General features: G+C 59.7%; 21 protein-coding genes and 1 pseudogene. 6 read left to right on the top strand and 16 right to left on the bottom strand.

The features are described from left to right. Nucleotides 1–37 precede the first annotated feature (37 nt). From ACYZT0_RS19250 to ACYZT0_RS19230, 5 genes are all read right to left on the bottom strand, one after another. On the bottom strand, nt 38–1,414 hold the full coding sequence (locus ACYZT0_RS19250) for an L-serine ammonia-lyase (RefSeq protein WP_462042551.1): 1,377 nt from the start codon (nt 1,412–1,414) through the stop codon (nt 38–40). Between the two features lie 159 nt (nt 1,415–1,573). Beyond that, entirely contained in the window at nt 1,574–4,426 is a 2,853-nt protein-coding gene (gene gcvP / locus ACYZT0_RS19245; RefSeq protein ID WP_462042550.1) for an aminomethyl-transferring glycine dehydrogenase, read from the bottom strand. Nucleotides 4,427–4,437: 11 nt separating this feature from the next. Further along, complete coding sequence (gene gcvH / locus ACYZT0_RS19240) at nt 4,438–4,821, bottom strand: glycine cleavage system protein GcvH (protein WP_462042549.1); 384 nt, start codon at nt 4,819–4,821, stop codon at nt 4,438–4,440. 306 nt (nt 4,822–5,127) lie between these two features. After that, nucleotides 5,128–6,636 carry a sigma-54-dependent transcriptional regulator gene (locus ACYZT0_RS19235; RefSeq protein WP_462042548.1) on the bottom strand — a complete coding sequence of 503 codons (1,509 nt, stop codon included), beginning with the start codon at nt 6,634–6,636 and terminating at the stop codon, nt 5,128–5,130. Between the two features lie 138 nt (nt 6,637–6,774). Beyond that, entirely contained in the window at nt 6,775–7,629 is an 855-nt protein-coding gene (locus ACYZT0_RS19230; protein WP_462042547.1) for a LysR family transcriptional regulator, read from the bottom strand. Between the two features lie 90 nt (nt 7,630–7,719). Between ACYZT0_RS19230 and ACYZT0_RS19225 the strand changes: the two genes are divergently transcribed. Beyond that, the gene (locus tag ACYZT0_RS19225; RefSeq protein WP_462046604.1) at nt 7,720–8,154 is read left to right on the top strand and encodes a multidrug/biocide efflux PACE transporter; all 435 of its coding nucleotides are present in this window, start codon (nt 7,720–7,722) and stop codon (nt 8,152–8,154) included. Nucleotides 8,155–8,218: 64 nt separating this feature from the next. On the opposite strand, the gene ACYZT0_RS19220 is transcribed toward ACYZT0_RS19225, so the two are convergent. After that, nucleotides 8,219–8,977: an SDR family NAD(P)-dependent oxidoreductase gene (locus ACYZT0_RS19220; protein ID WP_462042546.1), complete on the bottom strand. Its 759-nt coding sequence runs from the start codon at nt 8,975–8,977 to the stop codon at nt 8,219–8,221. A gap of 121 nt (nt 8,978–9,098) precedes the next feature. On the opposite strand from ACYZT0_RS19220, the gene ACYZT0_RS19215 reads away from it, so the two are divergent. Further along, complete coding sequence (locus ACYZT0_RS19215) at nt 9,099–9,995, top strand: LysR family transcriptional regulator (RefSeq protein WP_462042545.1); 897 nt, start codon at nt 9,099–9,101, stop codon at nt 9,993–9,995. 2 nt (nt 9,996–9,997) lie between these two features. Here ACYZT0_RS19215 and ACYZT0_RS19210 read toward each other — a convergent pair. The 3 genes and pseudogenes from ACYZT0_RS19210 to ACYZT0_RS19200 all read right to left on the bottom strand — a co-directional run. Continuing rightward, nucleotides 9,998–10,264 (bottom strand): annotated as a pseudogene (locus ACYZT0_RS19210) (inorganic phosphate transporter); the annotation flags it as partial. Nucleotides 10,265–10,301: 37 nt separating this feature from the next. Continuing rightward, on the bottom strand, nt 10,302–11,471 hold the full coding sequence (locus tag ACYZT0_RS19205) for an IS4 family transposase (RefSeq protein WP_462041955.1): 1,170 nt from the start codon (nt 11,469–11,471) through the stop codon (nt 10,302–10,304). 129 nt (nt 11,472–11,600) lie between these two features. Then, entirely contained in the window at nt 11,601–12,623 is a 1,023-nt protein-coding gene (locus tag ACYZT0_RS19200; RefSeq protein ID WP_462042544.1) for a transporter, read from the bottom strand. A 270-nt stretch (nt 12,624–12,893) separates the two neighbouring features. Here ACYZT0_RS19200 and ACYZT0_RS19195 point away from each other — a divergent pair, with 270 nt between their 5' ends. Then, nucleotides 12,894–14,519 carry a methyl-accepting chemotaxis protein gene (locus ACYZT0_RS19195; RefSeq protein ID WP_462042543.1) on the top strand — a complete coding sequence of 542 codons (1,626 nt, stop codon included), beginning with the start codon at nt 12,894–12,896 and terminating at the stop codon, nt 14,517–14,519. A 146-nt stretch (nt 14,520–14,665) separates the two neighbouring features. Here the strand turns inward: ACYZT0_RS19195 and ACYZT0_RS19190 are convergent, their stop codons facing one another. From ACYZT0_RS19190 to ACYZT0_RS19180, 3 genes are all read right to left on the bottom strand, one after another. Further along, entirely contained in the window at nt 14,666–15,844 is a 1,179-nt protein-coding gene (locus ACYZT0_RS19190) for a GAF domain-containing sensor histidine kinase (RefSeq protein ID WP_462042542.1), read from the bottom strand. A 134-nt stretch (nt 15,845–15,978) separates the two neighbouring features. Beyond that, nucleotides 15,979–16,296 (bottom strand): PepSY domain-containing protein, encoded by a 318-nt coding sequence (locus ACYZT0_RS19185; RefSeq protein WP_462042541.1) that lies wholly within the window; start codon nt 16,294–16,296, stop codon nt 15,979–15,981. 94 nt (nt 16,297–16,390) lie between these two features. Further along, entirely contained in the window at nt 16,391–17,518 is a 1,128-nt protein-coding gene (locus tag ACYZT0_RS19180) for a glycerophosphodiester phosphodiesterase (protein ID WP_462042540.1), read from the bottom strand. A gap of 233 nt (nt 17,519–17,751) precedes the next feature. Between ACYZT0_RS19180 and ACYZT0_RS19175 the strand changes: the two genes are divergently transcribed. Beyond that, entirely contained in the window at nt 17,752–18,078 is a 327-nt protein-coding gene (locus ACYZT0_RS19175) for a DUF2025 family protein (protein ID WP_462042539.1), read from the top strand. A 128-nt stretch (nt 18,079–18,206) separates the two neighbouring features. Here the strand turns inward: ACYZT0_RS19175 and ACYZT0_RS19170 are convergent, their stop codons facing one another. Both ACYZT0_RS19170 and ACYZT0_RS19165 read right to left on the bottom strand, forming a co-directional pair. Then, nucleotides 18,207–18,530: an antibiotic biosynthesis monooxygenase family protein gene (locus tag ACYZT0_RS19170; protein WP_462042538.1), complete on the bottom strand. Its 324-nt coding sequence runs from the start codon at nt 18,528–18,530 to the stop codon at nt 18,207–18,209. After that, the gene (locus ACYZT0_RS19165) at nt 18,527–19,234 is read right to left on the bottom strand and encodes a CTP synthase C-terminal region-related (seleno)protein (protein ID WP_462042537.1); all 708 of its coding nucleotides are present in this window, start codon (nt 19,232–19,234) and stop codon (nt 18,527–18,529) included. Before ACYZT0_RS19165 ends, ACYZT0_RS19170 begins: the two co-directional genes overlap by 4 nt. A 15-nt stretch (nt 19,235–19,249) precedes the next feature. On the opposite strand from ACYZT0_RS19165, the gene ACYZT0_RS19160 reads away from it, so the two are divergent. Continuing rightward, nucleotides 19,250–20,191 (top strand): LysR family transcriptional regulator, encoded by a 942-nt coding sequence (locus ACYZT0_RS19160; protein ID WP_462046603.1) that lies wholly within the window; start codon nt 19,250–19,252, stop codon nt 20,189–20,191. A gap of 3 nt (nt 20,192–20,194) precedes the next feature. On the opposite strand, the gene ACYZT0_RS19155 is transcribed toward ACYZT0_RS19160, so the two are convergent. Together ACYZT0_RS19155 and ACYZT0_RS19150 are read right to left on the bottom strand one after the other, a co-directional pair. Then, nucleotides 20,195–20,734 (bottom strand): DUF1003 domain-containing protein, encoded by a 540-nt coding sequence (locus tag ACYZT0_RS19155; protein WP_462042536.1) that lies wholly within the window; start codon nt 20,732–20,734, stop codon nt 20,195–20,197. 140 nt (nt 20,735–20,874) lie between these two features. Further along, entirely contained in the window at nt 20,875–21,483 is a 609-nt protein-coding gene (locus ACYZT0_RS19150) for a TetR/AcrR family transcriptional regulator (RefSeq protein WP_462042535.1), read from the bottom strand. A 213-nt stretch (nt 21,484–21,696) separates the two neighbouring features. Here ACYZT0_RS19150 and ACYZT0_RS19145 point away from each other — a divergent pair, with 213 nt between their 5' ends. Further along, nucleotides 21,697–22,773, top strand: coding sequence for an MBL fold metallo-hydrolase (locus ACYZT0_RS19145; RefSeq protein ID WP_462042534.1), 1,077 nt, complete (start codon nt 21,697–21,699; stop codon nt 22,771–22,773). Nucleotides 22,774–22,879 lie beyond the last annotated feature (106 nt).

Below are 22,879 nucleotides of genomic sequence, written 5' to 3'. Positions count from 1 at the left end.
GCTCCTGAAAAAGTGTGCAGATGCAGATGAGCGCGCATCAGCACTCGATAATGTTGACCGCCAAACCGCCACGGGCGGTTTCCTTGTATTTGCTTTTCATGTCGGCGCCGGTCTGGCGCATCGTGCGGATGACCTTGTCGAGGGAGACGAAGTGCTGGCCGTCGCCGCGCAGGGCCATGCGCACCGCATTGATGGCTTTCACCGAACCCATGGCGTTGCGCTCGATGCAAGGCACTTGCACCAGCCCGCCGATCGGGTCGCAGGTCAGGCCGAGGTTGTGTTCCATGCCAATTTCAGCGGCGTTTTCCACCTGCTGCACGGTGCCACCGAGGACTTCGCACAGGGCGCCGGCGGCCATGGAACACGCCACGCCAACTTCACCCTGACAGCCGACTTCAGCACCGGAGATCGAGGCGTTTTCTTTATAGAGAATGCCGATCGCGGCCGCAGTCAGCAGAAAGCGTACGACGCCGTCTTCGTTGGCGCCGGGGATGAAGCGCATGTAGTAATGCAAAACAGCGGGGACGATCCCTGCCGCACCGTTCGTAGGCGCAGTCACCACGCGCCCGCCGTTGGCGTTTTCTTCGTTGACCGCCAGTGCATAGAGGTTGACCCAGTCCAGCACCGACAGCGGATCGCGCAGGGACGATTCCGGGTTTTTGCACAGTTGCCGATGCAGCGCTGCCGCACGGCGTTTGACCTTCAAGCCACCGGGCAAGATGCCTTCGTTACGGCAACCGGCGTCGACGCAGTCCTGCATCACTTGCCAGATTTTCAGCAGGCCGGCGCGGGTTTCCGCTTCCGGGCGCCAGGCACTTTCGTTGGTCAGCATCACCTGGCTGATGGACAAGCCGTAGGTGGCGCAGTGACCGAGCAGGTCCTTGGCGCTTTTGAACGGGAAGGTCAGTGGCGTGGCGTCTTCGACGATGCGGTCGGCGCCAGCGGCGTCTTCATCGACCACAAAACCGCCGCCGACCGAGTAGTACTCGCGGCTGCGGATTTGCAGGCCGGCAGCGTCGAAGGCGCGAAAGATCATGCCGTTGGGGTGATAGGCCAACGGTTTGCGAATCATCGCCAGGTGCAGTTTTTCATTGAATTCGATGGCGTGCTCACCGAGCAGGTTCAGACGACCGCTGCTGCGGATTTCTTGCAGGCGCGCGGCGACTGTTTCGGTGTTCACGGTGTCAGGGTGTTCGCCTTCCAGGCCCAGCAACACAGCCTTGTCGCTGCCATGGCCTTTACCGGTGGCGCCGAGTGATCCGTAGAGCTCGACTTTGACGCAGGTGGTCGCCGCCAGCAGCTCTTCACGGCGCAAACCTTCGGCGAAACGCGCAGCAGCACGCATCGGGCCGACGGTGTGCGAGCTGGAGGGGCCGATGCCAATCTTGAACAGGTCGAACACGCTTAACGACATGGTTGTTCTCCGGTTTCTTGTTATGAGGAGCACCCCGAACCTGTAGGAGCGAGGCTTGCCCGCGAAGCTTTTAGCGGCCCTGATGGCCTCTTCGCGGGCAAGCCTCGCTCCTACAGGTCATGGTGTCCGGTGGGGGCGAGCGAACCCGCCCCCTATGGTTTAAGCGTAGCTTTCGATCGATGGGCAGGCGCAGACCAGGTTGCGATCGCCAAACACGTTGTCGACCCGACCGACCGGCGGCCAGTACTTGCCTTCGATCAGCGACGCAACCGGATACACCGCTTGCTCACGGCTGTACGGATGCGTCCACTCGCCAACCAACTCCGCCGCGGTATGCGGGGCGTTTTTCAACGGGTTGTCGTCCTTGTCAAACGTGCCGTTTTCCACCGCGCGGATTTCTTCGCGGATGCGGATCATGGCGTCGCAGAAGCGGTCCAGTTCTTCTTTGGATTCGCTTTCGGTCGGCTCGATCATCAGCGTGCCGGCCACCGGGAACGACATGGTCGGGGCGTGGAAGCCGAAGTCGATCAGGCGCTTGGCGACGTCATCGACGCTGATGCCGCTGCTGTCTTTCAGCGGACGCAGGTCGAGGATGCATTCGTGCGCCACCAGGCCGTTGCTGCCGGTGTACAGCACGGGATAGTGCTCTTCGAGGCGGCGGGAAATGTAGTTGGCATTGAGGATCGCCAGTTGCGACGCGCGCTTCAGACCCGCGCCACCCATCATCCGAATGTACATCCAGGTGATCGGCAAAATGCTCGCGCTGCCGAACGGTGCCGCGCAGACCGCGCCTTCCTTGCGTGCCATCTGCGCATGACCCGGCAGGAACGGCGTCAGGTGCGATTTCACGCCAATCGGGCCGACGCCCGGGCCGCCACCGCCGTGCGGAATGCAGAAGGTCTTGTGCAGGTTCAGGTGCGACACGTCGCCGCCGAATTTACCCGGCGCACAGAGGCCGACCATGGCATTCATGTTGGCGCCGTCGATGTACACCTGGCCGCCATTGTCATGAATGATGCCGCAGATGTCGCGGATGCCTTCTTCGAACACGCCGTGCGTCGACGGATAGGTGATCATCAGCGCGGCGAGATGCTCGCGGTGCTCGATGGCCTTGGCGCGCAGGTCTTCGATGTCGACGTTGCCGCGAGCATCGCAGGCGGTCACGACTACGCGCATGCCGGCCATGTTGGCGGTGGCCGGGTTGGTGCCGTGGGCCGACGAGGGGATCAGGCAGATGTCGCGACGGTCTTCGCCACGGCTCTGGTGATAGGCGCGAATGGCCAAAAGGCCGGCGTATTCACCTTGCGAACCGGCGTTCGGTTGCAGCGAGATCGCGTCGTAGCCGGTGGCGGCGCAGAGCATCGCCTCCAGTTCATCGGTCAGCTGCTGATAGCCGGCGCTTTGCTCGGCCGGGGCGAACGGGTGCAGGGCGCCGAATTCAGCCCAGGTCACCGGGATCATTTCGCTGGCGGCGTTGAGTTTCATGGTGCAGGAACCCAGCGGGATCATGGTGCGATCCAGCGCCAGGTCCTTGTCGGCGAGCTTGCGCAGGTAGCGCATCAGCTCGGTTTCCGAGTGGTAACGGTTGAACACCGGGTGGCTGAGGATCGGCGATTGGCGCAGCAGCGCGGCCGGGATCGTGCTTTCAACATTCGCAGCCAATGCAGCGAAATCCGGCAGGGTTTTGCCGTCGGCCAGCAGGGCCCACAGGGTTTCGACGTCGGCCTGGCGGGTGGTTTCGTCGAGGGACAGGCCCAGACGTTCGCCATCGACCACGCGCAGGTTGATCTGCTGAGCGCGAGCCTTGTCGTGCAATGCGGCAGTGTTGGAGCCGGTCTTGATCGTCAGCGTGTCGAAGAAGCTCGCTTGCTCGACCGTCAGGCCCAGTGCATTCAAGCCTTTCGCCAAAATGGCGGTCAGGTGATGAATGCGATTGGCAATCTGGGTCAGGCCTTTCGGGCCGTGGTACACGGCGTACATGCTGGCGATATTGGCCAGCAGCACCTGGGCGGTGCAGATGTTGCTGGTGGCTTTCTCGCGGCGGATATGTTGCTCGCGGGTCTGCATGGCCAGGCGCAGGGCCGGCTTGCCGAAACGGTCGACGGAGACACCGACCAGACGGCCCGGCATGTCGCGCTTGAACGCATCCTTGGTGGAGAAATAGGCCGCGTGCGGGCCACCGAAGCCCAGTGGCACACCGAAGCGTTGCGCGCTGCCGATGGCGACGTCAGCACCGAACTCGCCCGGCGGGGTCAGCACGGTCAGGGCCAGCAGGTCGGCGGCCACCGCGACCAGCGCGTTGGCGGCGTGGAAGCGTTCGGTCAGTTCGCGGTAATCGAACAGGTCACCGTTGCTGGCCGGGTATTGCAGCAGGGCGCCGAAAAATGGCGTCACGTCAGTCAGTTCACGCTCGTCGCCAACGATTACGTCGATGCCCAACGGCTCGGCACGGGTGCGCAGCACGTCGAGGGTTTGCGGGTGGCAATGCACCGACGCGAAGAACGCGTGGCTGCCCTTGTTCTTGCTCAGGCGTTTGCAGAAGGTCATCGCTTCGGCGGCGGCGGTGGCTTCATCGAGCAAGGAAGCGTTAGCGATCGGCAGGCCGGTGAGGTCGCTGATCAGGGTCTGGAAGTTCAGCAGCGCTTCGAGACGGCCCTGGGAAATTTCCGGTTGGTACGGGGTGTACGCGGTGTACCAGGCCGGGTTTTCCAGCAGGTTGCGCAGGATCGGCGACGGCGTGTGAGTGCCGTAGTAGCCCTGGCCGATGTAGGTCTTGAACAGCTGGTTTTTGCCGGCGATGCTTTTGATCATCGCCAGGGCGTCGGCTTCGCTCAGACCATCGTCCAGTCCGAGGACGCTGGTGCCTTTGATACTGTCGGGGATGACGCTGGCGCTCAGGGCTTCCAGGGAGTCAAAACCGAGGCGGTTAAGCATGGCTTGCTCGTCGCCGGAGCGCGGGCCGATGTGGCGCGCGATGAATTCGTTGGCGGTCGATAGATTTACTTGAGTCATGTCAGCGCTCCTCAGGCTTCGGCGTTGGCTTTGATCAGACGGTCGTAAGCGTCTTGATCCAGCAGTTGGGCGACAGCCGAGGCATCGCTTGGCTGAAAGCGGAAGAACCAGCCTTCGCCCAGCGGATCTTCGTTGATCAGTTCAGGGCTGCTGTCCAGCGCCGGGTTCACTTCCAGCACTTTACCGTCCAGCGGCATGTACACGCCGCTGGCGGCTTTTACCGATTCCACGGTGGCGGCTTCAGCGCCTTTGTCGTAGGACTGCAGCTCAGGCAGTTGTACGAAAACCACGTCGCCCAGGGCGTTCTGTGCGAAAGCGGTGATGCCGACTGTGACGGTGCCGTCAGCTTCGGTACGCAGCCATTCGTGATCTTCAGTAAAACGCAACTCGCTCATGGAAACTCCTAAGGGGGGCCAGACTCGTCTGGTGGACGCGATGAAATGCTGGGCAAAGCCCTGCTTTATGAGTGGTTACTAAGCAAAATCGCGGCCAATGTTTTTTAATCGTTAAAAATCAACGTCTTAGGTGCTTTTGTAGCAAGCGTGACAGGGATATCTGTAGCGAAATCGATACAGCTAGGAGCAAAGAAAAAAGCCTAAGTGGATCAAAGCCTTGCACAGCGGTGATCGGAAGGATGTGTAGCGATATCGTTCCACTGTAGCGCTTTCAGTACAGGTGGAGGTCGCTTTCAATGCGCGCTCTTACGGCTTATTGGGAATGCCGTACTTGCGCAACCGATGGGCAATCGCCGTGTGAGATGTTTGTAGGCGGCTGGCCAGTTGGCGGGTCGAGGGGTAGCTGACGTAGAGTTTTTCCAGCAGGGTTTTCTCGAACTCTTCCATCGCCTGTTCGAGGCTGTCGACGTCGCTGTCGCTCTGGCGCGCCACCGAGGTGCCAGCGATATCGAGGTCGCCGATATCGACCAGGCTGCTTTCGCAAATGGCCGCGGCACGGAAGATCACGTTCTGCAATTGCCGCACGTTACCCGGCCAGCGATTGCCCAGCAGTGCCGGATAAGTGCCCGGCGCCAGGCGACAGACCGGGCGCTGGATCTGCGCGCAGGCTTGCTGCATGAAGTAGCGGGCGAGCATCAGGATGTCCTGGCCGCGTTCGCGCAGGGGCGGGACTTCGACGTTCAGGACGTTGAGGCGATAGAACAAATCTTCGCGGAACGAACCTTCGCTGACCATTTTTTCCAGATTGCGGTGCGTGGCGCTGAGGATCCGCACATTGACCTTCACCTCACGATCCCCGCCGACCCGGCGGAAGCTGCCGTCGTTCAAGAAGCGCAGCAATTTTGCCTGCAAGTACGGCGACATCTCGCCGATCTCATCAAGAAATACCGTGCCCTGGTTGGCCAGTTCCATCAGCCCCGGTTTGCCGCCCCGTTGCGCACCGGTGAAGGCGCCGGGGGCGTAGCCGAACAGTTCGCTTTCGGCGAGGTTCTCCGGCAATGCCGCGCAGTTCAGCGCCAAAAAGGGCGAACTGTGTCGAGCGCTGATGGCGTGGCAAGCGCGGGCCACCAGCTCTTTGCCGGTGCCGGTTTCGCCCTGGATCAACAACGGCGCATCGAGGGCAGCAACGCGCTGGGCGCGGGCCTTGAGGGAACGAATCGATGGAGACTCACCGAGCAGCGCATCGAAGCCTTCGGCATGGTCGTGGTGCAGTGCCGAAAGGCGTTCGCCGATACGGTTCGGTTGATACAGGGTCAGCAGGGCGCCGGCGTCGGTAATCGGTGTGGCGTCCAGCAGCAGCGTCTGGCCGTTGACGGTGACTTCCCGCAGCGGCAGGCGGAAGCCGTTTTCCAGCAAGGCTTCGAGCAGTGCCGGGTCGGCGAACAGGTCAGCAATGCTTTCGCCATCAGGCTCGCGCCCGTACAAGGCAATCAGTGCCGGGTTGGCCAGCAACACCTTGCCGGCACTGTCCAGCGCCAGGACCGGGTCGGTCATGGCCGCGAGCAACGCATCAAGCTGCAGGTGCCGACGCTGACCGGGAAGAATGTCGACCACCGTCACCGCTTGCACGCCGCGCACGCTGAACAACGCATCGCGCAGCTCTTCGAGGACTTCCGGGCTCAAGGTCGGGGCGTCGATATAGACGTTGGGCGGGACCATTTCCACCGCATCCAGATTGAGATTGCGCCCACCGAGCAAGGCCAGGACTTCCTGGGTAATGCCGACGCGGTCGATGAAGCTGACGTGGATACGCATGGGGCGTTTTTTGGTTCTGGAGTGCGAAGGGTGGCCAGTATGCCTTGGAGGAGGGCTGGGGTGAAATCTTGAGAGTGGAGTTTGCTGGAAGATTGACCCCTCACCAACCCTCTCCGCTCAGGGGTGGCCCCGCCATCGCTATTCCAACATCTTGCCGAGCAACCAACTCCCCGCCGGCCCCGGCGGATGCAGCCGCGACCACAGTGCATCGACGAACACCGGTTTCGGCCAGCCGCGCACGTCCAGTTCCTCCAGCGTCCCTGCACCAAACCGCTCCACCAGCCACCGGGGCAACGGCGCCCAGCCGAATCCACCCTGGGCCATTTCCAGCAGCATCAGATAACTCGGTGCCGACCAGACGCGTCCCTTCGCACGGCTTTCATACGGATTGACGATCGTCGCCAGACGCAGTTCCCGATGGTGTTGCAACACGTCTTGATCGATGTGGCTCAGCGCCGCCAACGGATGCTCACGAGACACGAACAGGGCAATCTCCGTCCGTTCCTCCACGGTCGAACTGACCAGGTCCGGCGGGTAACGGTCTTGTTTTTCGGCGAAGGCGACATGCGCTCGACCGCGTTGCACCAGCGCCACCAGGTCATCGCATTCAGCGATCAAGCATTCAAGCTCCAGGTCCGGATAACGCTGCTCGAAAGCGCTGAGCGCCGCTTCGAAACGGTCGGATTGATAAGTGTCGGAAATCGCCACGGTCAATTTTGGCTCAACCCCTTGAGACAGTTGGCTGGCGGTCATTTCCAGTCGGCTGGTGGCGGCCAGAATTTCCTCGGCCCGTTGCAGCATCACGTACCCGGCCGGGGTCAGGCTCGGCTTGCGGCTGCTGCGGTCGAAGAGGGTCAGGTTCAGATCGATTTCAAGGCTCGCCACCGCAGCGCTGATGGTCGACTGACTGCGACCCAGTTTGCGTGCCGCGGCAGAAAACGAACCTTGAGTCGCCGCTTGCACAAACGCCTGCAACACTTCTTGAGACGCCATGAACTATCGCCTTGATCGATGGTTATTGGTTATGAAGTATCGGTGCGAGGCTGGATCATGGCAACCACCGTCACTCAGGAGACTCTGGTCATGAACGTCAACAAATCCATCACTGAACGTATTTTCCAGGCCATCTGTTTCGAAGTGCTGGCCATCCTGATCTGTACGCCGCTGCTGGCGTGGATCATGGACAAACCGATGCTCGAGATGGGCGTCGTCACCCTGGTCATCGCCGCCCTTGCCCTGGCCTGGAACGTGGTCTTCAACGGCCTGTTCGACCGAGTGCTCAAACGCTTTGCCATCGTGCACAACGCCTGGGTGCGTGTCGCCCATGCGCTGCTGTTTGAAGGCGGTCTGGTTGCGGTCGGTGTGCCACTGATCGCCTGGTGGCTGAAGATCAGCCTGTGGCAAGCGTTCTTGTTGGACATCGGTGTGTTGCTGTTTTTCCTGCCGTACACCTACGTCTACCACTGGACATATGACGTGGTGCGGGAGCGGGTCCTGATGCCTCGCGCAGTTCGTTGAACGCGGTCATTTTTGTGGCGAGGGCGATACGTCGTTCCGACAAGCCCTCGCCACAGGTTTCAGGTTACAAAAACATCCCGCCCGACGCTTCGACGCGCTGCCCGTTGATCCACTGGCTACCCGGAGCCAGTAGCAACGCAATTGCGGCACCGATGTCGTCCGGCTGACCAACGCGACCCAGCGCGGTATTGCCGGCGACGTAGCTGTTCACGTCGCTGTTATCGCGCACCGTGCCGCCAGCGAAATCGGTTTCGATCGCGCCAGGCGCCAGGGTGTTCACGGAAATACCGCGCGCACCGAGTTCCTTGGCCTGATAACGCGTCAGCACTTCCATCGCGCCTTTCATCGCCGCGTAAGCGCCGTAGCCCGGCAAGCTGAAGCGGGTCAGACCGCTGGAAACGTTGAGGATGCGGCCACCGTCAGCCATCAATGGCAGCAGGTTCTGGGTGAGGAAAAACGGCCCTTTCAGATGGATGTTCATCAGCAAATCGAACTGGGCGACGGTGGTGTCAACGAAGTTCGCGGTCAGTCCGATGCCGGCGTTGTTGATCAAAAAGTCGAAGTGCTCGCGATCAAAACGGCTGCGCAATACATCGGCGACCTGCGTGGCGAAATCTGCGAAGCCTTCACTCTGGCCAACGTCGAGTTGCAGCATGGCGGCGCGACCGCCGAGGCTTTCGATCTGCGCGACCAGTGCGTGTGCCTCATCGGCCTTGCTGTTGTAGGTACCGATGACGTCGATGCCTTGGGCTGCCAAGTGCAGGGCTGCGTTTTTGCCAAGGCCGCGGCTGGCGCCGGTGATCAGTGCGATTTTACGGTTCATGGGACTTCCTCAAGAGCAGTGAGTGATGATGGTGAGGAAGTTTATTTGTCCGCCCTGAAGTGATAAACAAGCTTGAATCGGAATCACTGGTCGGTTAATCCGAACAATAGAAGGTCGGCTCATGAACAAACTGGAACTGCTGCGCACCTTCGTTCGTGTCAGCGAGATGTCGAGTTTTACCCTCGCCGGTGAAAGCCTGGGTTTGCCGAGGTCCACCGTGTCCGAGCACGTCCAAGCCCTCGAATTGCTGGTAGGCACGCGTTTGCTGCAACGCACCACGCGCAAGGTTCAGGCAACTCAGGACGGCCTGGTGTTGTACGAGCGCAGCAAGGATTTGCTGTCGCACATGGACGAAATCGAAGGATTGTTTCGCCAGGACGAGGCATCGCTCGTTGGGCGGATTCGCATCGACATGCCGAACATTCTGGCCCGTCGGGTGGTGATGCCGCGTCTGCCCGAGTTCATGGCTCAGCACCCCAATCTCGAGCTGGAAATCAGCAGCACCGACCGCCGGGTCGATTTGCTCAGCGAAGGGTTTGATTGCGTGGTGCGAGTCGGCGTGCAGCCGGATCAATCGGTGGTCGCTCGTCACGTATGCGATTTCGCGATGGTCAACTGCGCCAGCCCCGCGTATCTGCGGCGTTATGGCGTGCCTGAACGGCTCGAAGACCTGGCGCAGCATCGGCTGGTGCATTACGTCGGCGTACTGGGTTCGCGGTCAGAGGGTTTTGTGTACGAGCAAGAGGGCACGTTGCAACGAGTGCCGATGGCGGGCAGCGTCACGGTCAACAGCACCGATTGTTACGAGTCGGCGTGTCTGGGCGGCTTTGGTTTGATTCAGGCGCCGCTGATGGGCATGCAGCCCCACCTGCTCAGTGGCGAGTTGGTGGCTGTGCTGCCCCAGCTCAACGCTCCATCCATGGAGGTTTCGCTGCTCTATGCCCGGCAACGGCATTTGCCGTTGCGGGTGAGAGCATTTATGGATTGGTTGGGGCAGGTGATCCAGTCAACCACCTGACCTTAGAACAGCTGGGTGAACAACCAATACAAACTGCCCGACAACAGAATCGCCGCCGGCAAGGTCAATACCCAGGCCATCAGCAGATTGCGGATGGTCTTCATCTGCAATCCGCCGCCATTGGCGACCATGGTCCCGGCCACCCCCGAAGACAATACGTGCGTGGTCGACACCGGCAGACCGAACATGTCGGCGGCGCCGATGGTCAGCATGGCGACTGTTTCCGCCGAGGCGCCTTGCGCATAAGTCAGGTGGGTCTTGCCGATCTTCCCACGCTCTGCGTCACTAGTGTCCGGTAAACATGCTTCATAGTTGAAGGCTGCCTTGGGCAGCCTTCAACTTTTCTCGCTCCTGCCTTCGTCGATCCCTCAATACTGGGGTTCCGGGCCGTTCAAACAGGACATGAACTATGCGAACCGTCAGTTCGAACAACGAGCCGGTAAATCCTGAGCGACGATGGAGTATTTGCAGTAACAGATAGCTGATCAAGGCACTGTAAATCTGCAAACGCACCGCATTTTCGGAGTAGGCATAAAAGCGTTTGAGCTTCAGATGTTGTTTGATCCACTTGAAAAATAGCTCGATCTGCCAACGATCTTTGTACAAGGACGCGATTTCTTCAGCTGTCCTCGTGAAGTCGTTGGTCACCAGAACTAACGGCGTCGCATGCCCCTCGCGCTCAACCACGACGCGTCTTACCGACTTTTCCCAATAGTCGTTCAGGCGTTTGCCGGCCAAATGCTTTTTGCCAAACTGGACGACTTCATCGGTCATGACCGAGCTTTGCTCAGTCACGGTCGAGTGCTCATGCAGCACTTTGATATTGGCGTTTTTCTTCAGGCGGGTGACGAAAAAAGCACCTTTGGTCTGCAACTCGTGCCACCAGTTGTAATCGCAGTAGCCCTTGTCGAAAACATACGTCATGCCGGTCTGGATCGGCATTTCCAGTGCATCGCTCAGGTCGTTGACGTTGGCAGGCGTAATGTTCACGTACACCGGGGCCAGCTGCGCCAGATCCAGCCCGACATGCACTTTGAGGCCTTGGGTGATGCGGGTTTTCGTCGCGGCTGTCCAGCCATCGAAGTGAGGTCCGCGCAAGGTGATCGACGTGGAGTCAATCAGGCTAACCATGGCCCCGACCTCCTTGCGCTGCTGGCGGCTGACGGCGCTCATCAGGTACCCACAAAGGTCCTGTAATGGCCGGTAGTCACGCTTGTTCAAGGCATCGGACATTGTCGAGCGGGCAATAGGGCCGGCATTAAGATGGTAGCTATGCGGGCCGAAATTTTCGGAGATAGTCGCCAAGGATCGCAGGCTTGAGGCTCGGGTCAAATGGCCGCTGATCAGTGTCACCAGCAATTGCCAGGTCGTGCAGCGTTTGACGTAGCGATCAGCTTGGTGTGTTTCGATGGATTGCTGGAAAAACTGGCGCGGGATCGCACTGAGTAGTTGGCTTAAACGGGTGCTGGAAAACATAAGTCAAAATCGAGTCTGAAAAAACCGATTATGCCTCACAGCCGCCAACAGCAAGGGGGAGCAAGCTCCCCCCTCGCTTTTTACCGGACACTAGTGACGCGGAGCGTGGGAACGATCAACGGAGGCGGCTCAGTAATCCTGGCGCTTACGAAACGCCCAACGCCCGGCGATCACGGTAAACGTCGCGACCAATGCCACCAGAATCCAGAACCCCTCCGGATCACCGGAAAGCGGCACCCCACCGACGTTCATGCCAAAGAACCCGGCGATGATGTTGATCGGCAGCGCCAGCACCGTCACCACGGTCAGGGTGAACAGTGTGCGGTTGCTCTGTTCGTTGAGGTTGGCGGCGATTTCTTCCTGCAACAGTTTGATCCGTTCGCCCAGCGCTGTGAGGTCGTTGATGATCAGCGCGAACTCCTCGGTGGACTTGCGCAGCTCCTTGACGTCTTCCTTTTGCAACCACTGCGGCGGGCGATTGAGCAGGCGCAGCAATGAGCCCGGTTCCAGCGCCAACAAGCGTTGCAGGCGCACCAGCACTCGACGATTGGCACCCAGTTCGGCGCGATTGGTCGACAGCCGCGAGGACAGCAACTCATCTTCGATCTGATCGACGCTGAGGCTGGTCTTGCGCACGATCTGGGTCAGCACTTCGCCCTGATCGCGCAGCAGATGCACCAGCAATTCCAGCGGCGAGCGAAAACACTCACCGGCCTTCACTGAGGAACGCAACTTGTCTACCGAGTGCAGCGGTTGCAGGCGTGCGCTGATGATCAGCCGACTGCGGGCGCAGACCCACAGCGTCGAGACATCCGAGGAGACCATGCTGCTGAGGTTGAACACCACATCGTTGACCACTGCCAGCAATGCCGAATCCACATGCTCGATGCGCGTCGAACGTGAGCCCTCATGCAGCGCTTCGAAAAATTCGTCCGGCAATTCCAGATGGCTCTTCATCCAGCGTTCGCATGCAGCGTGGGCCAGGTTCAGGTGCAGCCAGAGAAATTCATCGTTGTCGCCGGGCTGTTGCAGACATTGCAGCGCCTTGGCCGAATCGATCTCCCGGCCGCGCTCACCGGGGCGAAAGCTGAAACCGTACAGCAGACCGAACAGGTCCGGGTCGCGATGGCAATGGTCGATGCTGTGGTTCATGAGGTCTCGCAAGGGGAGGCGCCTGTCGCGGGTTTCACAGGTTCACTTGAGCCGCATCATCGCAAGGATTTTTGATAATTTTGTGACAGCCTCATGGCGCTGAAAAAGTCACTCTACCGGTGGTCGGAAGCGCTCAAGAAAGGCGCTGGCACGCCGATGATGTTGATGATGAATTTCGCGGTGCGGTCTTGGGCCAGCGTCGCTGACAGGGATGTCCGGACACCTTGCACGCCTGCCGGGCGTGCCTTATCCCTGTCGTGAGATCACTCGATGTTTTTGCAAAAATCCCTGAGAGCACAAATCCTTGCCTTGTTGAGCGGCAGCCTGTTGGCCATGTTGCTAATCGCCCTGGCCTGCTTTCACTTTCTGTCCAGCGGTGTTCAGAACTACGCGAATCTGATCGAAGGCCCGCTGCATACCTCGCAATTGATCGATGAAGCCAACCTGCAATTCAAGGTTCAGGTTCAGGAGTGGAAAAACGTTCTGCTACGCGGCAAGCAGCCTGCGGACCTGGACAAATACTGGAAGCAATTCGAGGAGCGTCAGCGCGATGTGCAGGGCATCCTCGGTGAATTGGCCGGGCAGAAAGGCATTGAGCCGCAACTCAAGACTCGCATCGAACGCCTGCGGGACGAACATCGCCTGTTGGGTACGGCTTATCAAAAGGGCCGTGACGCCTACGTGGCGGCAGGGGCCGACCCTACGGCTGGCGATACGGCGGTCAAAGGTGTGGACCGTGCCGCCAGCGATCAGATGACCGAGTTAGTCAGCGAATTGCGCAAGCAGGGTGTCGAGCAATCGAAGCTGATCAGCGCCGACGCCGATCGCACCGTGTTGCTGGGGATCATTGTGATGCTCGCCTCGGGTCTGCTGATCGGCCTGTTGAGCCTGTGGCTGGTCAATCGCAACCTGGTGGAACCGATTCGCAAACTGATCGAATACGTGGCGCAACTCAGCCAGGGCAAGTTTGCTGAACGCGTGGCCAGCAGCCGACAGGATGAGTTGGGCAAGTTGGCGGTAGCGGCCAACACCCTGCGCGATTTCCTCGCCGAAACCTTCAGCCGTTTGCAGCGCAGTGCCAAGGATCTGGACAGCGCCAGCGGTGAACTGAATTCCATCGCCACCCTGATGGCGAGCGGCACCAACGAGCAGTTCAACCGTACTGATCAGGTGGCCACGGCGATGAACGAAATGTCCGCCACCGCGCAAGAAGTCGCGCGTCACGCAGCCGATGCCGCGCGTGCAGCCGACGATGCCGACCAGTCCGCTCAGCAGGGCGAAAAAGTCATGCAAGGCACCATCCACACCATCACCCAAATGCGTGGCGAAATCGCCAACACCGCCATGGTCATCCGTCGTCTGGAAACCGACAGCGGGCGCATCGGCAAGGTACTGGAAGTGATTCGCGGCATCGCCGAGCAGACCAATCTGCTGGCGCTCAACGCCGCCATCGAAGCGGCCCGTGCCGGCGAAGCAGGGCGCGGTTTCGCCGTGGTGGCCGATGAAGTCCGCAGCCTGGCTCAGCGCACGGCGGCGTCGATCATCGAAATCAACCAGATCATTCAAACCGTGCAAACCGGAGCGGTGGATGCGGCCCAGGCCATTGAAAGCGGTCAGTCGCGCAGTGAAGAAAGTGTCGAGCAAGTGACCCAGGCTGGCGCCATGCTGGAGCGCATCACCCATGCGGTGGAAGCCATCCGCGACATGAACCGCCAGATCGCCACCGCCGCCGAAGAGCAGACCTCGGTGGCCGAAGATATCTCGCGCAACCTCACAGAAATCACCAGCATCGCCAGTACCAACCTGGACAACGTGCAGCGCACCGAAGCGGCCAGCCACAACCTGCATGGGTTGTCGGGGCAGTTGAATGAAGTGACGGCGCGTTTAAGCGCGTAAAGCGATGCAAAAGCGGCGGACGTCGCGGCGGCTCAGTCGCAGATTGCGACGACTTCGGGCTCGTTGCAGACGGCAACGGCGGCGTTGTTGCAGGCGTTGCAGGAGTCCGATTCCAGCGCTTCGGGTTCTTTGGTCAGTACGACCGCTTAAATCCGTGCTGGAAGGCTGAAGGTAAATGTCGTGCCCTGTTGCTCGGTCGATATCACGTCCAGTTTTCCGCCATGGGACTGCGCAATCTGACTGGCAATGTACAACCCCAACCCGAGGCCCGCCTGCGGTGTACCGCTGGCCGGTCGCGAGTAGGGCCGGAACAGATGAGGCAGCGCATCCTCGGCAATCTGCCCCTGATTTTTCACACTCAGCACGAACTGACCTTCCTTGATCTGAGCGCCGATATCGATAGAACCGTCGGGATCTCCGTGGGCAACCGCGTTCGCCACCAGATTGGACAATAACTGCGCGACCCGCTCGCGATCGCAATGAATGCTGTGCAGGTCGCCGATGGACGACTTGATGGTGCGGTCGGGATGGACGCTCTGTACTTCTGAAATCACATGCCGCACCGCATCCTCAAGATCCGGGCACGGCTCAATGTTGACAGGAATGCCACGTCCCAAAGAGCCGCGAGCGAAATCCAGTACGTCGTCGACCAGTCTGCTTGCTCGTTGGGCGCTGGTGAGGATATGCCGCACCCGTTGCTCATTCGCCGGGTCAGGGAGTTTGCGCAAGAGCATTTCAGCGCCGGCGCTGATGGCGAACAAGGGATTGCGCAGGTCATGTCCGAGCACGGCGATGAACTGTTCGCGCAGGTCGGCGGTTTCGCGTTCCTGCCTCAGCGCTGCTTCGGTTTCTTGCAGGTTTTCTTCGGCCTCGATCTGCAGCGCCAGCATGCGGGCGAAGGATTCCATGGTGCTCTGGATCGTGCTGGATTTGAGTGGCGCAGGGTTGGGGTCGAGGGCGCAGATGGTGCCGAAAAAGCGTCCGTCGGTGCGGAAAATCGGCACGGAGATGTAACTTTCGAACTGATAGAGGCGAGGTGTGTGGTGGTCGCGGTAGAGCGGGTCTTCACTGGCCTTGTCGATGACCACCGAATGATGCGCCTGACGAATTTCATGGCACAGCGTCGTGACCACATCCAGTTCGCCACCGACTTGCAATCCGAAATCCAGTTGATCAAGCACAGCGCAAGCGGTCCAGGAGTCTTCGGTAACGCGAGCCACTGCGGCGAAGCGCAGGCCGGTCAACTCACGGATCACCTGAAGAATTGCCGGCACCGCGCCGATCCGACCGATCGTGGCGATGTCTGCAGCCGCTGCTTGCCCCATTTCAATCAACCTCTGCATGAACAGTATGGTGAGATTCTAGCGGGCTGGCGCTGCGTTGGCGCGACTTGATTGTCTGAATCGGACATGCAAAAAAGCCGCACGATCCGAAGATCGTGCGGCTTTTCGCGGTGTGATTACTTGTCTTGTTTGTTGCTCAGGACTTTGCCGGTCTTGGCGTCCACATTCACGTCCCACTCAACGTTTTTGGCGTCACGAATTTCCACCTGGTAGACGTAAGCGCCAGTGGCGGTCTGTTCCAGTTCGGTATCGGTGATGTTCGCTGCGGTGCTGCCTGGGTGTTCAGCGAGGGCGGCCTGGTTGAGTTTTTCCAGGTCCATGATGGTGCCAGCCTTGAGCAGACCCGGGATCAGGTCAGGACGAACATCAGCCTGGGCCAGGCCAGCGGTGAGAGTCAGTGCCGCGGCAGTGAACAGGGCAGTCAGGGTTTTCATGAGGTTCTTTCCTTGGGTGATCTGTTTAAGTGGGATCAGGCTAACCGGCGCAACTTAATTCACCCTTAATTCCTTCGAGAGCTTCTCGGATTGTTCAATAACCGTTGTTCTGCAGCAACTGCGCAACACTGGCAGCCGCCGGGCGTTTGTAGAACTTGAGCAGTTCGCTGGCGCGGTTGGTGAAGATGCCGTCGACGCCGGCGTCCGTGACTTTCTGGTAATCCACGGCATCGTCGAGGGTGTAGACATGCACCAGCAAGCCCTGATCGTGGGTGTACTGGTTCATCCAGGGTTCCACCAAGTCCGAGTAGCTCTGATCGCCACCCTTGGTCAGCGCGGCAGAAGGGCCGGTACCGATTGCGCCCTGGGCTTTGGCGTACTCGACCCATTGCTGGAATTCGGCTTTGTCTTTCGGTTGTTGTTTGGCGTAATAAGTGGCTTTGTCTTTGTCCCCGGAGTCAGCAAACGTCACCTTGGACTTCGGCTCGATGCTGCCTTCGCCGACCCACAGCAGGAGGATTTTTGGCACTTTCGGCATTTCCTTCTCGAGCAGTTCGAGGCTGCTCTTCTCGAAGGTTTGCAGCACGACTTTACCTTTGCCCTGGCCAACCGCCAGATTGCTCTTCGCCAGTTTCGAACCGGCCGGGCTCAGCCAGCCGCGGTCCTGCAATTTATCCTTGAGGTCGCGCTCGATCCCGGGGAATTGCTTCGGCTCTTTGGTTTCGATGTACAGGCCCGGCTTGTGCAGCGGGTTGCCTTGGGCGATGTCGATGATTTCATCGAGGGTCAGGATTTTCAGGCCAGCGTACGAAGGACGCGCGCGATCCGGGTAGGCGGTGTTGAACCAGCTGCCAGCATCGAGGGTTTTCAGTTCGGCAATAGTGAACTGGTTGGCCGGGCTGTCCTTGCGCTCAGGGAATTTGCTGGCGACGTCGGTGGTGCGTTGCAGGTTGTTGTCGTGCAGGGCGAAGAGCACGCCGTCCTTGCTGCGTTGCACGTCCATTTCCAGGTAATCGGCACCCAGGTCGCGGGCCAGTTTGTAGGCGGCGGCGGTGGATTCCGGTGCATCGAAAGACGCGCCACGGTGGGCGATCACTGCCGGATGCGGGATGCCCGTGCGGGTTGCCAGTGCAGTGGGGCTTGGCTCGCTGGCGGCCTGTGCCTGGCCGAGGCCCAGCATCAGACTCAGCAACAGGGCGCTCTTGGTGAAGGTAACAGGCATGGTCGAGGTCCTTTCGCAGATTTACAAAGACGTATCTTTTAACAACTGAGCGCCGCTTGCGCTATCGCCAGACCGACATAAACGTGTTTAAAGCTGATTTTTTCCGCGCTTTTGTGCGGTTCTTTGCAGTATTCTTGGCCTCGGAAATTTCCCCTGCAGAGGGAAATCCATTCGCTTGCCCTGCGTGTAAACCATCGATCACCGGTCCTTTACGACCTTTTGTGAGGTTTATCATGCGCATCACTTCCGAACTCATCTGCCAGGCCGCCGACCAACTCAGAGGCTTCGTCGGCCTCAATCGCAAGACCGGCCAATACATCGTTCGTTTCAGCGAAGACTCCTTCGGCATGGACGTGGCTGACGACGGCATTATTCCCACCTGTGAATTCGTCTGGGCCTCGGGTTCCGGGCAGGCCATGACGCTCAAGCGTGAGTTGATTCAGTTGTTGCTGGATCAGAACATTGATGACCGGATCAACATCACCGAACCGTTGCGGGTGTACATGAATCGGCGGGAGGTACCGGAGATTTCGGCGGTTCGCAGTCTGGTGCAGAGCTGAGTTTTGCGGTGGTCGCAGTGGTCTCTTCGCGGGCAAGTCGGATCGCCGCACCGCTCGCTCCAGGATGTAATGAACCCTCGTAGGAGCGAGGCTTGCCCGCGAAGGCGATCTCAAGAATGCGCAACCGGTTACTGCTGAAACCGATAATCCCGCTCAACCTTGCACACCCGCGTATGACACGCCGAATACCAGGTCGACCGCCCGCGCTCGCGAATCTCACGGTGCTCGGGATGATGTTTCCACGCCAGAATCGCCGCTTCGCTGGCCCAGTAGGACACCGTAATCCCGAGCCCATCTTCACCCCGAGCCGACTCCACACCGAGGAAACCGGGTTGCTCGCGGGCCAGTTCGACCATACGCCTGGCGGCCTGCTCGTAACCGTGATCACCGTCGGTGCGCAGGGAGGTAAAAATCACCGCGTAGTAAGGCGCTGGCGGCGTCTTGGCGATCATGATTTCTGCCTTGTGCAGGCTGCGATCAACGCACGGACCAGCGGCGGCAGTTTGCCCTTGAGCGCTGCGCGTTCAGGTTGGAACAGCGTCGCGACGAAGAATGGATGCCCGCGCAATTCCACCGCCCGCAAGTCGCCCGAAGAATCGTGTCCAACGGCGCACAGCTGTTGGGTCAATAACTCACGTTCGAACGTCGGATTAACGCCGTAGCGGCAGCGATACCCTTCGACAATCTCGGCGCTTTCGTACGCTTCGGCGATCAACGAGCCTTCAACCAGATGAATGCGGTCGACGGCCTCCACCAGCGAACAGGTCAGTGGCGTGAGCAGCGCTCGCGCCGCATCGGGCGATGTCTCGCCATGTTCGGCATCGTCCCAGCCCAGAACATGTCGTGCGTATTCGAGTACGGCGTGTTGAAACCCGCCACAGGTGCCAAGGAATGGTCGCTGCTGTTCACGGGCAAAACGAATCGCCCGCAACGCACCGTCCATTTCGCGGTAAGGGCTGGCGGGCACGCACCAAAAACCGTCGAATTCAGCCAACGGCGTATCGGCGCTGATGTGGTCGGTGGCCAACCACTGGAATTGCACGTCTCGGTGTGCGTGTTCGGCGGCCATGCCGAGGGCGATGGGAATGGCTTGGTGAGCGGTGACGTGCGGGTCGTAATCGCCGATCAGGGCGATGCGGATTGGGCGGGTTTCCATGTGTGCGCTCCACGCTTGTTGATTCCTGGCACCCACTATAGATTGGCGTTCACGCACTCAATATTGGCGTTACCCCAATTGATCAATGCACCAACGCACTATCGACTTGATTTCCCCGACCTGTCCCTGATCCTCGCGCTGGTACGCGGCGGCTCTCTGGCGCGGGCGTCGACGCTGTTGAAAGTCGACGTCTCGACGGTGTTTCGCGCCGTGCGCCGACTGGAAGCCGCGCTGGGCCAGCAACTGTTCGAAAAGAGCCGCGCCGGCTACTTGCCCACCACCTTGGCGCAGACCCTGGCCGAACAGGCTGAGCGGGCCGAACAAGCGCTGGAGGCGGCGCGCATTGGCGTGGAGCAGGGCGGTGAAGTCATCAGCGGCACCGTGCGCCTGACCTGCACCGATTCGGTCCTGCAAGGTTTGCTGTTGCCGGCGTTAGCGCGGTTCATGCCGTCCTACCCGGCGCTGACTATCGAGTTGAGTACTTCCAACGACTTCGCCAACCTCAGCCGCCGGGATGCGGATATCGCCTTGCGCCTGACCCGCACACCGCCCGAGCACTTGGTTGGTCGGCGATTGGCCCAGGTGTCGTATCGAGTCTGTGTCAGCGCGGCGTATCTGAAATCGGTCAATTGCGAAGACCTGGCCTCGCTGACCTGGATCGCCCCGGACGACTTCCTCCCCGATCACCCCACGGTCGCGTGGCGCCGTCAGCAATTGCCCGGCGTCACACCGGGTTATCGCTGCAATAGCATGTTGTCGGTGACTGAGCTGGTGCGGGCGGGGCTCGGTGTCGCGGCATTGCCGGACTTCCTCATCGGTGACGGGCTGCAACCGTTGAGCGAGCCGCTACACGGTTACGACACAGCGCTCTGGTTGCTGACCCGCCCGGACTGCCGCGCCTTGCGCTCGGTGGTGGCGTTGTTCGATGAGTTGGGGCGGGCGTTGAAATTGCCTTGATGTTCAGACCTTCGGCTGATCCTTACCCACGAAGTGCTTATGCATTTCCGAGGTCAGGCTTTCGATGCGTTCGGTGAGGGCCTTGGTCATTTCAGTGAGCCGGGTGTTTTGCTCGAGCAATTCCAGCAGTTGCGCGGTGTTCTGCGCCGCTTGCGCCTGACGTTCACTGTTGGCCACGGCGAGGGATTCTCGATGCAGGGCGTCGGCATCGGACTGGGCTTTGTCCCGCGCCGCCTGACGGGTCTGGGCCAGCAGAATCAATGGCGCGGCATAAGCCGATTGCAGGCTGAACGCCAGGTTGAGCAGGATGAACGGGTAGAGATCGAAGTGAGCGACGCCGAACAGATTGAGGCAAACCCATATCACCACGATCAGCGTCTGCGCGCCAAGAAAGGTCGGCGTGCCGAAGAATCGCGCAAAGGCCTCGGCGCGCAGGGCAAACTTGTCGTTGCCGAAGGTAGGCGCCAAGTGTGCGTGGGGGCGATGAAAACGCAGATGGTCGACGGGGGCGGCGGGTTTAGTGTCGCAAGTCTTGGTGGTCATGATGCTTCTCTGCATGGCGCTGGGACTGAGGCTCACTATAGCCTCAGCGCCAGTTTCATTCTGAAACACATTGCGGTGTTTTATTCAGAGCGACCTGGGATCGGTAAATCGATAGACCTTGTCATTTATTGCAGCTCGATTCAGTGCTGATAACAGGCCAGGAACATGTCCAGCGCCGACTCGACAACAGTGCTCTGCATTTCGGCTGACAAGCCGGGCAAACCCATGGAAATCTGCGGCCAGAACGCAAAGGATTTGAGCATTCCCTGAATCTGTTTCGCGGCGAATTCGGGGGCGACCGGTTTCAAACGCTTATCGGCCTGGGCGGCGCGGATCCACACGGTCAGGCCTTCTTCACGTTCGCCCATTCGGGCAACCATGTTCTGCGCGCGCTCGGGGGAATGGATGGTGGCGGCGATGGCCACTCGCGCCAGGTCGAGAAAATTGTCATCGCCCAGCATCTGCATTTTCGCCATTAGCATCAGGCGCATCTGGTCGCGCAGCGGCAGGTCAGGGTGGTAGGGCGTTTCCTGTTCTGCCGTCACCCGCGCCCACAATTGATTGAGGATTTCGGCGAACAACTCTTCCTTGCTGGGGAAATGGTTATACACCGTGCGCTTCGACACGCCGGCGGTAGCAGCGATTTTGTCCATGCTGGTGATGTCGAAACCGTTGGCACGGAATTCGGCAATCGCCGCCTGAATGATGGCTTCGCGTTTTCGGTCGGTGAGACGCTGTGGAGCTGTCATAAGTACGCTTCTGCAGGAAGAAGTGAGAATTACACTTGGCAGTTTACTTGTGATCGGCTTTGCTGCAACCTAGAAACTACACTGTGCAGTGTAATGTTTTGTTAATCCTGCGCAGTGAACAATAGAATCTCCGGCTGATGCGTGCGTGCCTTGGCCATTATCGTCCCAAGCGGAGAACCGCGAATCATGTGGTTTTCCTGGAGTCATTCAGTCATGGCCACATCACCCTCCCCATCGGATAACGCCTCTACGCCTGAAGCTTCCCGTCAGGTAGAAGGACTCTTTCGAAACCATGCGCAGGTAAAGCGCGAGGGCTTTCGCAAAACCCTGCGCATCATGTGGAGCATGATCTTCCACAAACCGCGTAACACCCGCCCGACCGCACCCATCCCGGTGCAAACCCTGACTCAGGCAGCGTTGATCGCCGCACCTAACCACAGCGTTTACCGACTCGGTCATTCCACCGTACTGCTGAAACTGCGGGATAAATTCTGGATCACCGACCCGGTCTTCGCCGAACGCGCCTCACCCGTGCAATGGGCCGGCCCCAAGCGCTTCCACCAGCCGCCGATCAGCCTCGAAGCGTTGCCGCCAATTGAAGCCGTGATCCTGTCCCACGATCACTACGACCACCTCGATTATCAAGCCGTGCTCAAACTGGCGGACAAGGCCAAGTACTTTCTGACGCCGCTGGGCGTGGGCGACACCTTGATCAAGTGGGGCGTCGACGCCATCAAAGTGCGCCAACTGGACTGGTGGCAGGGCACAGAAGTTGACGGCATCCAGTTCATCGCCACGCCATCGCAACACTTTTCCGGTCGCGGTCTGTTCGATGGCAACAGCACATTGTGGGCCTCGTGGGTGATGATCGACGGCGACACGCGGATCTTCTTCAGCGGCGACAGCGGCTACTTTGATGGCTTCAAACGCATCGGCGAACAGTACGGCCCATTCGACCTCACGCTGATGGAAACCGGTGCCTACAACGTCGAATGGCCGCATGTTCACATGCAGCCGGAGCAAACCCTGCAGGCGCACATTGACCTCAAAGGTCGCTGGTTACTGCCGATTCACAACGGCACCTTCGATTTGTCGATGCACGCCTGGTACGAACCTTTCGACCGGATTCTGGCATTGGCCTGGGAGCGCAATGTGTCGATTACCACACCGCAAATGGGCGAGGCGTTCAACGTCATGTATCCGCAGCGGGGGAGCGCGTGGTGGTTGGAAATGGAAAATACGATGAAGGAAGAAGGGCGTATAGCTTGTAGTGGCTACAAATCTGGATGAAGTTTCCTACATTGCTGGTTCCTTGTGGATGACAGCCGTTTCCCACGGCTTCGGTAGGCTATGCAGCGAGTGAAATGACTCACTCGTGATTAGCCATAACAAGGAA

It is taken from the genome of Pseudomonas sp. ZS1P83 (assembly GCF_054897825.1).
Note: the sequence above shows the minus strand (reverse complement) of the source record. Positions and strands in the feature narration are given on the sequence as shown.

Excerpts from the sequence above, each read along its gene's own strand:
- ACYZT0_RS19165 (WP_462042537.1), bottom strand. The coding sequence starts at position 19,234 with ATGGAAACCCGCCCAATCCGCATCGCCCTGATCGGCGATTACGACCCG.
- gcvP (WP_462042550.1), bottom strand. The coding sequence starts at position 4,426 with ATGACTCAAGTAAATCTATCGACCGCCAACGAATTCATCGCGCGCCAC.
- ACYZT0_RS19215 (WP_462042545.1), top strand. The coding sequence starts at position 9,099 with ATGAACAAACTGGAACTGCTGCGCACCTTCGTTCGTGTCAGCGAGATG.
- ACYZT0_RS19205 (WP_462041955.1), bottom strand. The coding sequence starts at position 11,471 with ATGTTTTCCAGCACCCGTTTAAGCCAACTACTCAGTGCGATCCCGCGC.
- ACYZT0_RS19225 (WP_462046604.1), top strand. The coding sequence starts at position 7,720 with ATGAACGTCAACAAATCCATCACTGAACGTATTTTCCAGGCCATCTGT.
- ACYZT0_RS19220 (WP_462042546.1), bottom strand. The coding sequence starts at position 8,977 with ATGAACCGTAAAATCGCACTGATCACCGGCGCCAGCCGCGGCCTTGGC.
- ACYZT0_RS19230 (WP_462042547.1), bottom strand. The coding sequence starts at position 7,629 with ATGGCGTCTCAAGAAGTGTTGCAGGCGTTTGTGCAAGCGGCGACTCAA.
- ACYZT0_RS19150 (WP_462042535.1), bottom strand. The coding sequence starts at position 21,483 with ATGACAGCTCCACAGCGTCTCACCGACCGAAAACGCGAAGCCATCATT.
- ACYZT0_RS19190 (WP_462042542.1), bottom strand. The coding sequence starts at position 15,844 with ATGGGGCAAGCAGCGGCTGCAGACATCGCCACGATCGGTCGGATCGGC.
- ACYZT0_RS19195 (WP_462042543.1), top strand. The coding sequence starts at position 12,894 with ATGTTTTTGCAAAAATCCCTGAGAGCACAAATCCTTGCCTTGTTGAGC.
- ACYZT0_RS19250 (WP_462042551.1), bottom strand. The coding sequence starts at position 1,414 with ATGTCGTTAAGCGTGTTCGACCTGTTCAAGATTGGCATCGGCCCCTCC.
- ACYZT0_RS19175 (WP_462042539.1), top strand. The coding sequence starts at position 17,752 with ATGCGCATCACTTCCGAACTCATCTGCCAGGCCGCCGACCAACTCAGA.
- ACYZT0_RS19235 (WP_462042548.1), bottom strand. The coding sequence starts at position 6,636 with ATGCGTATCCACGTCAGCTTCATCGACCGCGTCGGCATTACCCAGGAA.
- ACYZT0_RS19155 (WP_462042536.1), bottom strand. The coding sequence starts at position 20,734 with ATGACCACCAAGACTTGCGACACTAAACCCGCCGCCCCCGTCGACCAT.
- gcvH (WP_462042549.1), bottom strand. The coding sequence starts at position 4,821 with ATGAGCGAGTTGCGTTTTACTGAAGATCACGAATGGCTGCGTACCGAA.
- ACYZT0_RS19145 (WP_462042534.1), top strand. The coding sequence starts at position 21,697 with ATGGCCACATCACCCTCCCCATCGGATAACGCCTCTACGCCTGAAGCT.
- ACYZT0_RS19185 (WP_462042541.1), bottom strand. The coding sequence starts at position 16,296 with ATGAAAACCCTGACTGCCCTGTTCACTGCCGCGGCACTGACTCTCACC.
- ACYZT0_RS19200 (WP_462042544.1), bottom strand. The coding sequence starts at position 12,623 with ATGAACCACAGCATCGACCATTGCCATCGCGACCCGGACCTGTTCGGT.
- ACYZT0_RS19180 (WP_462042540.1), bottom strand. The coding sequence starts at position 17,518 with ATGCCTGTTACCTTCACCAAGAGCGCCCTGTTGCTGAGTCTGATGCTG.
- ACYZT0_RS19170 (WP_462042538.1), bottom strand. The coding sequence starts at position 18,530 with ATGATCGCCAAGACGCCGCCAGCGCCTTACTACGCGGTGATTTTTACC.